This is a genomic window from Acinetobacter sp. 1000160, from assembly GCF_000588715.1.
Lineage (GTDB): Bacteria > Pseudomonadota > Gammaproteobacteria > Pseudomonadales > Moraxellaceae > Acinetobacter > Acinetobacter courvalinii.
On record NZ_JFWP02000005.1, the window covers coordinates 1 to 13,829 of the forward strand.

General features: G+C 43.9%; 10 protein-coding genes, 1 tRNA gene and 1 pseudogene. 11 read left to right on the forward strand and 1 reads right to left on the reverse strand.

What is annotated here, in order from left to right; genetic code table 11:
• From J699_RS07220 to J699_RS07170, 11 genes and pseudogenes are all read left to right on the forward strand, one after another.
• Positions 1-352: pseudogene (locus J699_RS07220) on the forward strand (elongation factor Tu); the annotation flags it as partial.
• A 54-nt stretch (positions 353-406) separates the two neighbouring features.
• Positions 407-482: transfer RNA gene (locus tag J699_RS07215), tRNA-Trp, on the forward strand.
• A gap of 76 nt (positions 483-558) precedes the next feature.
• Positions 559-999: a preprotein translocase subunit SecE gene (gene secE / locus J699_RS07210; protein ID WP_032882851.1), complete on the forward strand. Its 441-nt coding sequence runs from the start codon at positions 559-561 to the stop codon at positions 997-999.
• A 7-nt stretch (positions 1,000-1,006) separates the two neighbouring features.
• Positions 1,007-1,540 (forward strand): transcription termination/antitermination protein NusG, encoded by a 534-nt coding sequence (nusG, locus tag J699_RS07205; RefSeq protein WP_004774016.1) that lies wholly within the window; start codon positions 1,007-1,009, stop codon positions 1,538-1,540.
• Between the two features lie 112 nt (positions 1,541-1,652).
• Entirely contained in the window at positions 1,653-2,081 is a 429-nt protein-coding gene (gene rplK / locus J699_RS07200; protein WP_004637639.1) for a 50S ribosomal protein L11, read from the forward strand.
• A gap of 3 nt (positions 2,082-2,084) precedes the next feature.
• The gene (gene rplA / locus J699_RS07195; RefSeq protein WP_005226393.1) at positions 2,085-2,780 is read left to right on the forward strand and encodes a 50S ribosomal protein L1; all 696 of its coding nucleotides are present in this window, start codon (positions 2,085-2,087) and stop codon (positions 2,778-2,780) included.
• 313 nt (positions 2,781-3,093) lie between these two features.
• Positions 3,094-3,600 carry a 50S ribosomal protein L10 gene (gene rplJ, locus J699_RS07190; RefSeq protein WP_004774017.1) on the forward strand — a complete coding sequence of 169 codons (507 nt, stop codon included), beginning with the start codon at positions 3,094-3,096 and terminating at the stop codon, positions 3,598-3,600.
• Positions 3,601-3,642: 42 nt separating this feature from the next.
• Complete coding sequence (gene rplL / locus J699_RS07185; protein WP_004774018.1) at positions 3,643-4,014, forward strand: 50S ribosomal protein L7/L12; 372 nt, start codon at positions 3,643-3,645, stop codon at positions 4,012-4,014.
• Between the two features lie 309 nt (positions 4,015-4,323).
• Positions 4,324-8,412, forward strand: a complete 4,089-nt coding sequence (gene rpoB, locus J699_RS07180) for a DNA-directed RNA polymerase subunit beta (protein WP_005226395.1) — start codon at positions 4,324-4,326, stop codon at positions 8,410-8,412.
• A gap of 141 nt (positions 8,413-8,553) precedes the next feature.
• Entirely contained in the window at positions 8,554-12,747 is a 4,194-nt protein-coding gene (rpoC, locus tag J699_RS07175) for a DNA-directed RNA polymerase subunit beta' (RefSeq protein WP_004774020.1), read from the forward strand.
• A 163-nt stretch (positions 12,748-12,910) separates the two neighbouring features.
• Positions 12,911-13,276, forward strand: a complete 366-nt coding sequence (locus tag J699_RS07170; RefSeq protein WP_004774021.1) for a hypothetical protein — start codon at positions 12,911-12,913, stop codon at positions 13,274-13,276.
• Between the two features lie 139 nt (positions 13,277-13,415).
• On the opposite strand, the gene J699_RS19415 is transcribed toward J699_RS07170, so the two are convergent.
• Positions 13,416-13,817, reverse strand: coding sequence for a hypothetical protein (locus J699_RS19415; protein ID WP_131224143.1), 402 nt, complete (start codon positions 13,815-13,817; stop codon positions 13,416-13,418).
• Positions 13,818-13,829: the final 12 nt, after the last annotated feature.

A 13,829-nucleotide genomic window follows, 5' to 3' on the forward strand; every position in this document is an offset into this window, starting at 1 on the left:
GCTTCGTGGTACTAAGCGTGAAGACGTACAACGTGGTCAAGTACTTGCTAAACCAGGTACAATCAAGCCGCACACTAAATTCGATGCAGAAGTATACGTACTTTCTAAAGAAGAAGGTGGTCGTCACACTCCATTCCTTAACGGTTACCGTCCACAGTTCTACTTCCGTACAACTGACGTAACTGGCGCGATCAAATTACAAGATGGCGTAGAAATGGTAATGCCTGGTGACAACGTAGAAATGTCAGTAGAGTTAATCCACCCGATCGCAATGGACCCAGGTCTACGTTTTGCGATCCGTGAAGGTGGTCGTACTGTAGGTGCTGGTGTTGTTGCTAAAGTAACTGCATAAGCCCAATACTGTGTTACACTCAAATCGGAAGCTTCGGCTTTCGATTTGCATAATAGGCTAGTAGTTCAATTGGTAGAGCGTCGGTCTCCAAAACCGAATGTTGGGGGTTCGAGTCCCTCCTGGCCTGCCACTTTTTTTTTATAAAAAAGCTTAATTCTGGCTGAGTTGTCATATAATAAGTCGCGAATTCTACGACGAGTAAAAAAATGTCGAATGATAAATCGCGTGACGCATTAAGCGACGCGCCAATCCCTCAAAGAAATAATGCTGCAGAAGTTGTAAGCGCTGGTACTCCACTTGATGTCGTCTTGTGGTTGATTGCTATCGTTTTATTAATCGGTTCAGCATTGGTAAATCAACATTTACCTGCCTATTGGGCGCCAGCAAATGATGTTTGGGTGCGCGTTGGGGTAATTTTGGCTTGTATCGTCGTCGCTTTAGGTTTATTATACGCCACCCATCAAGGCAAAGGCTTTGTGCGTTTGTTGCAAGATGCGCGAATTGAACTGCGTCGAGTGACCTGGCCAACAAAACAAGAGACGATCACGACTTCGTGGCAGGGGCTTTTGGTTGTAGTGGTTGCATCATTGGTTTTATGGTGTTTCGATTACGGGTTAGGTTGGTTTATTAAGTTAATTATCGGGTAAGAGTGCGATGAAACGTTGGTATATTATTCATGCCTATTCAGGTTTTGAAAAACAAGTGATGCGTTCACTTAATGACCGAATCCAGCGCAGCACTGTTGCTGATAGCTTTGGTGAAGTCCTCGTTCCTACTGAAGAAGTAGTGGAAATGAAGGATGGTAAGAAGCGTAAGTCTGAACGTAAATTCTTTCCAGGCTATGTATTAGTCGAAATGGAAATGAATGATGATACTTGGCACATCGTTAAAGAGTGTCCAAAGGTCCTTGGTTTTATCGGTGGTACACCAGAAAAGCCGGCACCTATTTCACAACGTGAAGCTGATGCGATTCTTGCGCGTGTACGTAATACTGGTGAAGCACCACGTCCTAAGACGATGTTTGAACCAGGTGAAGAATTGCTCGTTGTTGACGGTCCGTTCACTGACTTTAAAGGAGTCGTGGAGGAAGTTCAATACGATAAGTCACGTTTAACGTTGACGATTAATGTATTTAATCGACCAACTCAGGTTGAACTCGAGTTTCGCCAAGTCGAAAAAACGATTTAACCTGTCTAGGTTGATAAGCGCCCGATCTGATCGGGCATTGTTGTTCAAACACTTCGGTGTTGTTTAATTTTTTGGGGAGCCTAGCGGCGTCTGTACCCAGAGGTAATTTTCAATGGCTAAGAAGATTGACGGCTATATCAAGCTGCAAGTTCCAGCTGGTAAAGCGAATCCATCTCCACCAATTGGTCCTGCTTTAGGTCAACGTGGTGTAAACATCATGGCATTCTGTAAAGAATTCAATGCTGCTACACAAAAACTTGAAGTTGGTTTGCCAATTCCTGTCGTGATCACTGTGTACAACGATAAGTCGTTCACTTTCATCATGAAAACTCCACCTGCATCTATTCTTCTTAAGAAAGCTGCTGGTATTCAAAAGGGTTCTTCTGTACCGAACAAAACTAAAGTTGGTAAGTTGACTCGTGCTCAGTTAGAAGAAATCGCGACTACTAAAGAACCAGACTTGACTGGTGCTGATTTAGACGCTCGTGTTCGTACCATCGCTGGTTCTGCACGTTCTATGGGCTTGGAAGTGGAGCTATAAGACATGGCAAAGTTAACTAAACGTCAAAAAGCCATTGCTGCTGCTGTAGAAGCAAACAAAGTTTACACTTTGGAAGAAGCAGTACAAGTTCTTAACAGCCTTCCAGCTGCGAAGTTCAAAGAATCTTTAGATATCGCTGTAAACCTTGGCGTAGACCCACGTAAATCTGATCAGGTTGTTCGTGGTGCGACGACTTTACCTGCAGGTACTGGTAAAACTGTACGTGTAGCTGTATTTGCTCAAGGTGCTGCTGCTGAAGCTGCGAAAGCTGCTGGTGCTGATATCGTTGGTTTTGATGACCTTGCTGAAAGCATTCAAGGTGGAAATCTTGATTTCGACGTAGTAATTGCTGCTCCTGATGCAATGCGCGTTGTTGGTAAGTTGGGTACAATTCTTGGTCCACGTGGCTTAATGCCAAACCCGAAAGTGGGTACAGTAACTCCTGATGTTGCTGGTGCGGTTAAGAATGCTAAATCTGGTCAAGCACGTTACCGTGTAGACAAAGCGGGTATCATCCACGCTGCGATCGGCCAACTTGGCTTTAGCGAAGAAGCTGTACGTCAAAACGTTGAAACTTTAATTGCAGACTTGAAAAAGTTGAAACCTGCAACTTCTAAAGGTGTATACGTTAAAAAGATCACTTTGAGCTCAACTATGGGTCCTGGTTTGATCGTTGACGTAAGCAACGTATCTAAGTAATTAGAAAGAATTTTAAAGCCCTGAAAGCTCCCTCTCTTTTTAGGAGAGGGCTGGGGAGAGGTTTTATACCCTCATCCCTACCTTCTCCCTGAGGGAGAAGGGGTTTTTAGGCAAACTTTGAATTGATAAATGAATATTTATCAGCGTCAAAGACCTCAGGCGAGAAATATTTTCGAATGTTTTTCTTAATCATCCAGTCTGAGTAGACGCGGTGGTGTGATTTGTTCCTCCTCCGCGTGTAAGTCTGAATAGGGCTTACGAATTGGGAGTGCATCCGTTAAGGGTGCATAAATCACCGTTAGGAGGTTTTACGATGGCTCTTCTTATCGAAGACAAAAAACAGATCGTTGCAGAAGTAAACGAAGTTGCTTCTAAAGCGTTCTCTGCCGTTGTTGCTGACTACCAAGGCTTAACTGTAGAGCAATTAACAACACTTCGTGTTGAAGCTCGTAAGTTAGGTGTTACTACACGTATCGTGCGTAACACTTTGGCTAAGCGTTCATTCGAAGGTACTCAATTCGATATCTTGAATGACGACCTTGTTGGTCCAACAATTCTCGGTTTCTCTACTTCTGAAGATGACATGGGTGCAGCTGCACGCTTGTTCGAAGAATTTGCGAAAACTAACAAAGCATTTGAACTTAAAGCTGCTGCATTTGATGGCAAAGTTTATAAAGGTGCTGACGTTAGCGTTATTGCGAACCTTCCGAACCAAGAGAAAGCACTTACTATGCTTGCCTCTGTTCTTCAAGCTCCGATTTCGAAATTGGGTCGCCTCATTACAGCGCTCAAAGAGAAAAACGAGTCAGAAGCGGCTTAATCCTATTTTCACACCATTCAATATCCATTTGGAGTTACTCTCATGGCTTTAACTAACGAAGAAATCTTAAACGCAGTTGCTGAAAAAACAGTTCTTGAACTTGTTGAATTAATCTCTGCTTTCGAAGAGAAATTTAACGTATCTGCTGCTGCTGTAGCTGTTGCTGCTGCTCCAGGTGCTGGCGCTGCTGCTGCTGAAGAACAAACTGAATTCAACGTTGAGTTGACTTCTTTCGGTGCTAACAAAGTTGCTGTAATTAAAGCAGTACGTGAAGCTACTGGTCTTGGCCTTAAAGAAGCTAAAGATATGGTTGAAGGCGCTCCAGCTGTTCTTAAGGAAGGCGTTTCTAAAGAAGAAGGCGAAGAACTTAAGAAGAAGCTTGAAGAAGCTGGTGCTACAGTTACACTTAAGTAATTCTGTAGGGAGTCGGTTTTTTGATAATCGGCTCCAAAAATTGGCTGATGGCTCTTGGGTCATCAGCCTTTTTGCGTTACAATAATCGGCTCGTTTTTTGTTAGTTTTGCGTATAATCCGCGTATTATTTGAGCAAAATCAATAAAATCAAACGCTTACCAATATTTTTTTGCTTATAAAAATATTGTTAAGCGTTTTAATACCACTAAAAATTGCAGCATTTGTAAACAGTGGTGGCCATATCGGCCTGCGTAATTCCTTCTAAGCCCGTTCTGCAGGCGGGTTTAGTTTACTTTCCGAGGACTCCAGATGGCATACTCATATACCGAAAAGAAACGGATCCGTAAGAATTTTGGTAAATTGCCCCACGTAATGGAAGCACCGTACTTACTTTCGATTCAGGTCGATTCGTACCGTACATTCTTACAAGGCGGTAAAACACCAAAAAATCGCGAAGATATCGGTCTCCAAGCCGCATTTCGTTCAGTTTTTCCTATTGAAAGTTATTCTGGCAATGCTGCTTTAGAATTTGTTGAGTATAGTCTTGGTAAGCCTGAGTTTGACGTACGTGAATGTATTTTACGTGGTTCAACTTATGCGGCACCAATGCGCGTAAAAATTCGTTTGATCATTAAAGATCGTGAAACGAAATCAATTAAAGACGTTCGTGAACAAGAAGTTTACATGGGTGAAATGCCACTCATGACCGATAACGGTACATTCGTTATTAACGGTACTGAGCGTGTAATCGTATCTCAATTACACCGTTCACCAGGCGTATTCTTTGACCATGACAAGGGTAAAACCCACTCAAGCGGTAAAGTGTTGTATTCAGCACGTATTATTCCTTACCGTGGTTCATGGTTAGACTTTGAATTTGATGCAAAAGATTTAGTATTCGTACGTATTGACCGTCGTCGTAAGTTGCTTGCAACGGTGATTCTACGTGCCTTGAATTATACCAATGAACAAATCCTGAATTTGTTCTACGAAAAAGTACCTGTCTATCTTGACATGGGTAGCTATCAAATTGACCTCGTTCCAGATCGTTTACGCGGTGAAATGGCGCAATTTGATATCTTAGACAATGATGGTAAAACCATTGTTGAACAGGGTAAACGTATTAATGCACGTCACGTACGTCAAATGGAAGCTGCGAACTTAGCCAAGCTTTCTGTACCTGATGAATATTTATATGAGCGTATTACTGCTGAAGATATCACCCTGAAAAGTGGTGATGTGATTCCTGCGAATACCGTGCTTAGCCATGAAGTGATGGTGAAGTTGGCTGAAGGTGGTGTTAAACAATTTAACATCCTGTTCACCAACGACATTGATCGTGGTCCTTTCGTTGCAGATACATTACGTGCAGATACCACAACTGGCCGTGAAGAAGCGCTGGTTGAAATCTATAAAGTCATGCGTCCAGGCGAGCCACCAACGAAAGAAGCTGCTGAAAACCTATTCAATAACCTGTTCTTCTCTTCTGAGCGTTATGACCTTTCTCCAGTAGGTCGTATGAAGTTCAACCGTCGTTTGGGTCGTCCTTACGAAGTGGGTACTGATCAGAAGTCACGTGAAGTTGAAGGTATTTTATCGCACGAAGATATTATTGATGTACTGCGTACATTGGTTGAAATCCGTAACGGTAAAGGTGAAGTCGACGATATCGATCACTTGGGTAACCGTCGTGTACGTTCTGTTGGTGAAATGACTGAAAACCAATTCCGTGTTGGTCTAGTTCGTGTTGAACGTGCTGTTAAAGAGCGTTTAAGCCAGGCAGAAACTGATAACTTGTCTCCACAAGATTTAATCAACGCGAAACCAGTTGCTGCTGCAATCAAAGAATTCTTTGGTTCAAGCCAGTTATCTCAGTTCATGGACCAAAACAACCCATTGTCTGAGATCACACACAAACGTCGTGTATCTGCGCTTGGTCCTGGTGGTTTGACACGTGAACGCGCGGGCTTCGAAGTACGTGACGTACATCAAACTCACTATGGCCGTGTATGTCCAATTGAAACACCTGAAGGTCCAAACATTGGTTTGATCAACTCGCTTTCTGTTTATGCAAAAGCGAATGACTTCGGTTTCTTGGAAACACCATACCGTAAAGTTGTAGATGGTCGTGTAACTGATGATGTTGAATATTTATCTGCAATTGAAGAAGTGGGTACTGTCATTGCACAGGCCGATTCTGCAGTAGATAAAGATGGCAACTTGACTGAAGAAATGGTTTCTGTACGTCATCAAGGTGAATTCGTACGTATGTCGCCTGAGCGCGTCACACATATGGACGTTTCTGCACAGCAGGTTGTTTCTGTTGCAGCATCATTGATTCCATTCCTTGAACACGATGATGCGAACCGTGCATTAATGGGTTCGAACATGCAACGTCAGGCTGTTCCTACATTGCGTGCTGACAAGCCGCTTGTTGGTACCGGTATGGAAGCAAACGTAGCACGTGACTCGGGTGTGTGTGTAATCGCAAACCGTGGTGGTGCGATTGAATATGTTGATGCATCTCGTATCGTTATTCGTGTCAACGAAGATGAAATGATCGCGGGTGAAGCAGGTGTAGATATCTATAACCTGATCAAATACACACGTTCAAACCAGAATACCTGTATTAACCAGAATGTCATCGTGAACCTGGGCGACAAAGTTGCTCGTGGTGATATCTTGGCTGACGGTCCATCGACTGACATGGGTGAACTTGCGCTGGGTCAAAACATGCGCGTCGCGTTCATGACATGGAACGGTTATAACTATGAAGACTCGATCTTACTTTCTGAGCGTGTGCTTCAAGAAGACCGTTTAACCTCGATTCACATTCAGGAATTGTCATGTGTAGCACGTGATACCAAGTTAGGCGCAGAAGAAATTACTGCCGATATTCCTAACGTCGGTGAAGCTGCACTGTCTAAACTGGATGAGTCAGGTATTGTTTATATCGGTGCTGAAGTGACTGCGGGTGACATCCTTGTTGGTAAGGTAACGCCTAAAGGTGAGACTCAGTTAACCCCTGAAGAAAAATTACTTCGCGCAATCTTTGGTGAAAAAGCAGCTGACGTTAAAGACTCTTCTTTACGCGTTCCATCTGGCACTAAAGGTACGGTGATTGACGTTCAAGTCTTCACTCGTGATGGTTTGGAAAAAGATGAACGTGCTCAAGCAATTGAGAAAGCTCAGCTTGATGCATACCGTAAAGACTTGAAAGAAGAATACAAAATCTTCGAAGAAGCAGCACGTGAACGTATTGTTCGTTTGTTGAAAGGTCAAGAATCTAACGGTGGTGGTTCAACTAAACGTGGCGATAAACTGACTGAAGACGTATTGTCTGGTTTAGAGCTGGTTGATTTACTTGAAATCCAGCCAAATGATGAAGCAATCGCTGAACGTTTAACTCAGATTCAAGTGTTCTTGAAAGAGAAGAGCTACGAGATTGACGAGAAGTTTGCCGAGAAGAAGCGTAAACTTTCTACAGGTGATGAATTAACAACGGGTGTATTGAAAGTTGTTAAGGTTTACCTTGCGGTTAAACGTCGTATCCAGCCTGGTGATAAAATGGCGGGTCGTCACGGTAACAAAGGGGTTGTTTCTAACATCTTGCCAGTTGAAGACATGCCACATGATGCCAATGGTGTACCAGTCGACATCGTATTGAACCCACTGGGTGTACCGTCACGTATGAACGTGGGTCAGATTCTTGAGACTCACTTGGGTATGGCGGCGAAAGGTCTTGGCGATAAGATCGAAAAAATGTTGAAAGAACAACGTACAGTGATTGAACTGCGTGAATTCTTAGACAAGATTTATAACAAGGTTGGTGGTGAGCAGGAAGAGCTGGATAGCTTGACTGACGCAGAAATCTTGGCGCTTTCAGGTAACCTACGCGCTGGTGTTCCATTGGCAACTCCAGTATTCGATGGTGCTGAAGAAAGCCAGATCAAAGACTTACTTGAATTGGCAGACATTTCACGTACCGGTCAAACGGTATTGTTTGATGGTCGTACCGGTGAACAGTTTGACCGTCCTGTAACTGTAGGTTACATGTACATGCTCAAATTGAACCACTTGGTTGATGACAAGATGCATGCGCGTTCAACTGGTTCTTACTCACTTGTAACGCAACAGCCGCTTGGTGGTAAAGCACAATTCGGTGGTCAGCGTTTCGGTGAGATGGAAGTATGGGCACTTGAAGCATACGGTGCAGCATATACCCTCCAAGAAATGCTTACCGTGAAGTCGGATGACGTCGAAGGCCGTACACGCATCTATAAGAATATTGTAGATGGTAACCATTATATGGATCCGGGTATGCCTGAATCGTTCAACGTATTGACCAAAGAGATCCGTTCTTTAGGTATCAACATTGAACTGAAAAATGGTGACTAAATCCCCCTCAATCCCCCTTTATTAAAGGGGGAAGTTCCCCTCTTTCTTAAAGAGGGGCTAGGGGAGATTCCAAATTTCAGTAAAAACAATATTTGTGACCCAGTCGGGAGAGCTTAGCTCCCCGACACACGGAGAAAAAAATTGAAAGACTTGCTCGATATCATGCGTAAGAAAACGGATTCAGAAGGTCATGCACCTATTGAATTTGACCGTATCCGTATTGGTCTTGCGTCACCAGAGATGATTAAGTCATGGTCTCACGGTGAAGTTAAAAAGCCTGAAACCATTAACTACCGTACGTTTAAACCTGAACGTGACGGTTTGTTCTGTGCCAAAATCTTTGGTCCGGTAAAAGATTACGAATGCTTGTGTGGTAAATACAAGCGTATGAAATACAAAGGCGTCATTTGTGAAAAATGTGGCGTTGAAGTAACAACTGCTAAAGTTCGTCGTGAACGTATGGGTCACATCGAGCTTGCTTCTCCAGTTGCACACATCTGGTTCTTGAAATCATTACCGAGCCGTATCGGTTTACTTCTTGATATGACATTACGTGATATCGAGCGCGTATTGTATTTCGAATCTTATGTTGTTACTGATCCTGGTATGACTCCGTTTGAAAAGTATCAACTTTTAACAGACGAAGAATACTACAATGCCCTTGAAGAACACGGTGATGAATTCACTGCGAAAATGGGTGCAGAAGCAGTTCAGGATTTATTAAAAGATATCGATCTTGAAGCTGAGATTGCGCGTTTACGTGAAGAAATTCCACAAACAACCTCTGAGACGAAACTTAAAAAAGCGTCTAAACGTTTGAAATTGATGGAAGCATTCAAAGATTCGAACAACAAACCTGAATGGATGGTGATGAACGTACTTCCAGTACTTCCACCAGACTTACGTCCGCTTGTACCACTTGAAGGTGGTCGTTTCGCGACTTCAGACTTGAACGATTTATATCGTCGTGTGATCAACCGTAACAACCGTTTGAAGCGTCTTCTTGACCTTGCTGCGCCAGACATCATCGTACGTAACGAAAAACGTATGTTACAAGAGTCTGTCGATGCGTTGCTTGATAACGGTCGTCGTGGTCGTGCAATTACCGGTTCGAACAAACGTCCATTGAAATCTTTGGCAGACATGATCAAAGGTAAACAAGGTCGTTTCCGTCAAAACTTACTTGGTAAGCGTGTTGACTATTCTGGTCGTTCGGTAATTACCGTAGGTCCTACTTTACGTCTTCACCAATGTGGTCTTCCGAAGAAGATGGCACTTGAATTATTCAAGCCATTTATTTTCGCGAAACTACAAGCCTCTGGCCAAGCAACAACCATTAAAGCTGCGAAGAAAATGGTTGAGCGCGAGACGCCGGAAGTTTGGGACGTTCTAGCTTCTGTAATTCGTCAACATCCAGTGATGTTGAACCGTGCGCCAACACTTCACCGTCTAGGTCTTCAAGCATTTGAACCTATTCTGATCGAAGGTAAGGCAATCCGTCTTCACCCACTCGTTTGTGCTGCGTTCAACGCCGACTTCGATGGTGACCAAATGGCGGTACACGTTCCATTGACATTGGAAGCACAGCTTGAAGCACGTGCCTTGATGATGTCTACCAACAACATCTTGTCACCTGCAAACGGTGAGCCAATCATCGTTCCTTCTCAGGACGTGGTCTTGGGTCTTTACTACATCACACGTGATGCGGTAAATGCCAAAGGTGAAGGCATGGTGTTTGCCGATACTCACGAAGTGAACCGTGCGTTAGCAACGGGTAAAGTTGCGATCCATGCACGTGTAAAAGTACGTGTACACCAAACTGTGATTGATGAAAACGGTAACCGTGAAAAGCAAACTATCATTGTTGATACAACACCTGGTCGTTGCTTGTTATGGGAAGTTGTTCCACAAGGTTTAAGCTTCGAATCGATCAACCTTGAGATGACCAAGAAAAACATCTCTAAGTTAATCAACTCTTGCTACCGTAAACTTGGTTTGAAAGATACTGTTATCTTCGCTGACCAATTGATGTATTTGGGCTTCCGTCAAGCGACGCGTTCAGGTGTATCTGTTGGTATGGAAGACATGTTGATTCCACCAACCAAGCATACGATTATCGATAAAGCTGAAACCGAAGTTCGTGAAATCGAACAACAGTTCGAGCAAGGTTTCGTAACTGCAGGTGAGCGTTATAACAAAGTTGTCGATATCTGGGCGCGTACTAACGACCAGGTAGCGAAAGCGATGATGGATAACTTGTCTTATACCCTTGTGAAAAACAAACAAGGTGAAGACGAGAAACAGAAATCATTCAACTCGATCTATATGATGTCTGACTCGGGTGCCCGTGGTAGTGCGGCGCAGATCCGTCAGCTTGCTGGTATGCGTGGTTTGATGGCGAAGCCGGATGGCTCGATCATTGAGACCCCGATTAAAGCAAACTTCCGTGAAGGTTTGACGGTACTTCAGTACTTCATCTCGACACACGGTGCGCGTAAAGGTTTGGCCGATACCGCATTGAAAACTGCGAACTCTGGTTACTTGACACGTCGTCTTGTAGATGTAGCACAAGATTTGGTGATTACTGAATCTGACTGTGGTACAGCTGGCGGCCTAGTGATGACTCCGTTCATTCAAGGTGGTGACGTTATTGAACCATTACGCGACCGCGTATTGGGTCGTGTAACTGCTGAAGATGTACGTCGTGCATCTGATGATGAAGTGGTTCTTCCACGTGGTACCTTGATTGACGAGAAAATTGCTGCTCAGCTTGAAGAAGCGGGTGTCGATGAAGTTAAAGTACGTTCAGTTATCGCTTGTGAATCTACCTTCGGTGTATGTGCGCGTTGTTATGGTCGTGACCTTGCACGCGGTCACTTGGTGAACCCAGGTGAATCAGTGGGTGTAATGGCTGCACAGTCAATTGGTGAGCCAGGTACACAGTTAACGATGCGTACCTTCCACGTGGGTGGTGCTGCGAGCCGAACTTCTGCTGCAAACAGTGTTCAAGTACGTAACAAAGGTACTGTACGTTTCCACAACGTGAAAACTGTACAACATGCCAAAGGTCACCAAGTATCTGTTTCACGTTCAGGTGAAATTGGTATTGCGGATGATTTAGGTCGTGAGCGCGAGCGTTATAAGCTTCCTTACGGTGCAAGCATCTTGTTGAAAGATGGTGAAGCTGTAGAAGCTGGCGGTATCGTCGCGACTTGGGATCCACATACACATCCATTGGTTACAGAAGTTGCTGGTAAAGCGCGTTTCAGCCAGATTGCTGATGGCGTAACTGCAACATCGAAAACTGATGATGCAACCGGTATGACTACTGTTGAAATCTTGCCTGTAACAGCTCGTCCTGCTTCTGGTAAAGATTTACGTCCTGCAATCGTGTTGGATACAACAGATGGCGGCGAACAGTTCTACTTCTTGCCACAAAACACAATTGTGACTGTCCGTGATGGCGAAACGATTGGTGTGGGTGACGTTATTGGTCGTGTACCACAAGAAACGTCACGTACTCGTGATATTACCGGTGGTCTGCCGCGTGTAGCTGACTTGTTCGAAGCACGTAAGCCGAAAGAACATGCGATCCTTGCAGAAGTATCAGGTGTTGTCAGCTTCGGTAAAGAGACCAAAGGTAAGAACCGTTTAGTGATTACTCCGGATGATGGTTCTGAGATTTACGAAGAATTGATTCCAAAATGGCGTACCATTAACGTGTTCGAAGGTGAGCATGTCAACCGTGGTGAAACCATTTCTGATGGTCCACAAAACCCACATGACATCTTACGTTTGAAAGGCGAAGTGGCATTAACCAACTACATCGTGAACGAAGTTCAAGACGTTTACCGTCTCCAAGGTGTAAAAATCAACGATAAGCACATTGAGGTTGTTGTACGTCAAATGTTGCGTAAAGTTGATATCACTGATGGCGGTGACACAAGCTTCATCAAAGGCGAGCAAGTGGATTACATCCGCGTTGTTCAAGAGAACCAAGCTGTCTTGGCTCAGAACAAGTTCCCTGCGAAGTTTGAACGTCAATTGATGGGTATTACCAAAGCGTCGCTTTCTACTGACTCGTTCATCTCTGCTGCATCGTTCCAGGAAACCACACGTGTGTTAACTGAAGCGGCTGTAACAGGTAAAGAAGATGATTTACGTGGCTTGAAAGAAAACGTTGTTGTGGGTCGCTTGATCCCAGCGGGTACAGGTCTTGCGTATCACCTAGAGCGTCGTCGTCAAGAAGCAGAAGCTGCTGAATTTGAACTTCACAATGACTTTAGTGAAGTTGACCAAGCATTTAGTCAAGCGTTGAACTCAGACCAGTTCTAAGTCTTAACCAATGAAAAAGGCACCTTCGGGTGCCTTTTTTTGTGGAAAAATGAAGCAGTTGTTACAAAAACGCATTACAGCATCAGTATTTGATTACTTAATCAAAGTAAACAGTTCATTAAACAATACTATCCTATGCACATCTGAGAGAGGAGATGTTCGAATGAAAAAAATGATGATGATTGCTGGTGTAGGTTTGATGTCAACCACCTTGTTTGTCGGTTGTCAAAATGCCAGCCCAGAAAGCAAACGTATCGGTTCTGCTGCGATTGGTGGCGGTGCAGGTGGTGCGGTAGGTAAGCACGTTGGTGGTAACCTTGGCGCTGGTCTTGGTGCTGCAATTGGTGCAGGTGTTGCGGCCAATGCTAAAGGTTCAAATAGTAAAAATACACGTAATAGCGCAATCGGTGCCGGCTTAGGTGCAGTGATCGGTGGTGCGGTATTGGGCGGTGACTCAGGCGCTGCAGTCGGTGGCGCATTAGGTGGTAGTGCTGGCTCTGCTTATGGCGAGAAAAAAGGCAAGTACTAAGCCGTTATGAGATGGGCGGCTTGATGATTCAGTAATGATCTGGATCATTGGTATCGCTATCATCTCATCTTATAATTCAGCTTTTCTCGGCCATCATACAGCGTGCTGGGAAAAGCTAAATTATTTATGAATCCCTAGATTAAGGTAAAGTTGGTTCTGGTATAGCCGTGGTTGCAGGAAGTAATTTAGGATTTTTAGGATAACGTTTACATCCTCCCGATATTCCCCATTTACTCACTATATTTCGCTCAATTAAAAACTTCTGTGAACAATAATTGGTATAGAAGCTATAGGTACCACCTTTCCTATATGTGTCCCAAGAAGATTCATAGACCATAAGATGAGATCCATTCGATAATCTGGATTGATTAGAAGGTGGCCCCCATGAACTAAGCAGCTCATCTGCTGATGCACCTACCCATGATTGCATGCGATCTCTAGTGGTTTCATTACGCTGATTGCTTATAAGATTTCCAACAGGAGAACCTGCACAGCCTGTCAGTAATAATATAAATAAAAAAAGAAAACTTATTTTTTTCATATATTCTGCCTG

What these genes read in the sequence shown, in the direction of transcription:
- J699_RS07170 (WP_004774021.1), top strand. Translation starts at nt 12,911, where the DNA reads ATGAAAAAAATGATGATGATTGCTGGTGTAGGTTTGATGTCAACCACC.
- nusG (WP_004774016.1), top strand. Translation starts at nt 1,007, where the DNA reads ATGAAACGTTGGTATATTATTCATGCCTATTCAGGTTTTGAAAAACAA.
- rpoB (WP_005226395.1), top strand. Translation starts at nt 4,324, where the DNA reads ATGGCATACTCATATACCGAAAAGAAACGGATCCGTAAGAATTTTGGT.
- secE (WP_032882851.1), top strand. Translation starts at nt 559, where the DNA reads ATGTCGAATGATAAATCGCGTGACGCATTAAGCGACGCGCCAATCCCT.
- rplK (WP_004637639.1), top strand. Translation starts at nt 1,653, where the DNA reads ATGGCTAAGAAGATTGACGGCTATATCAAGCTGCAAGTTCCAGCTGGT.
- rplL (WP_004774018.1), top strand. Translation starts at nt 3,643, where the DNA reads ATGGCTTTAACTAACGAAGAAATCTTAAACGCAGTTGCTGAAAAAACA.
- rplJ (WP_004774017.1), top strand. Translation starts at nt 3,094, where the DNA reads ATGGCTCTTCTTATCGAAGACAAAAAACAGATCGTTGCAGAAGTAAAC.
- rplA (WP_005226393.1), top strand. Translation starts at nt 2,085, where the DNA reads ATGGCAAAGTTAACTAAACGTCAAAAAGCCATTGCTGCTGCTGTAGAA.
- J699_RS19415 (WP_131224143.1), bottom strand. Translation starts at nt 13,817, where the DNA reads ATGAAAAAAATAAGTTTTCTTTTTTTATTTATATTATTACTGACAGGC.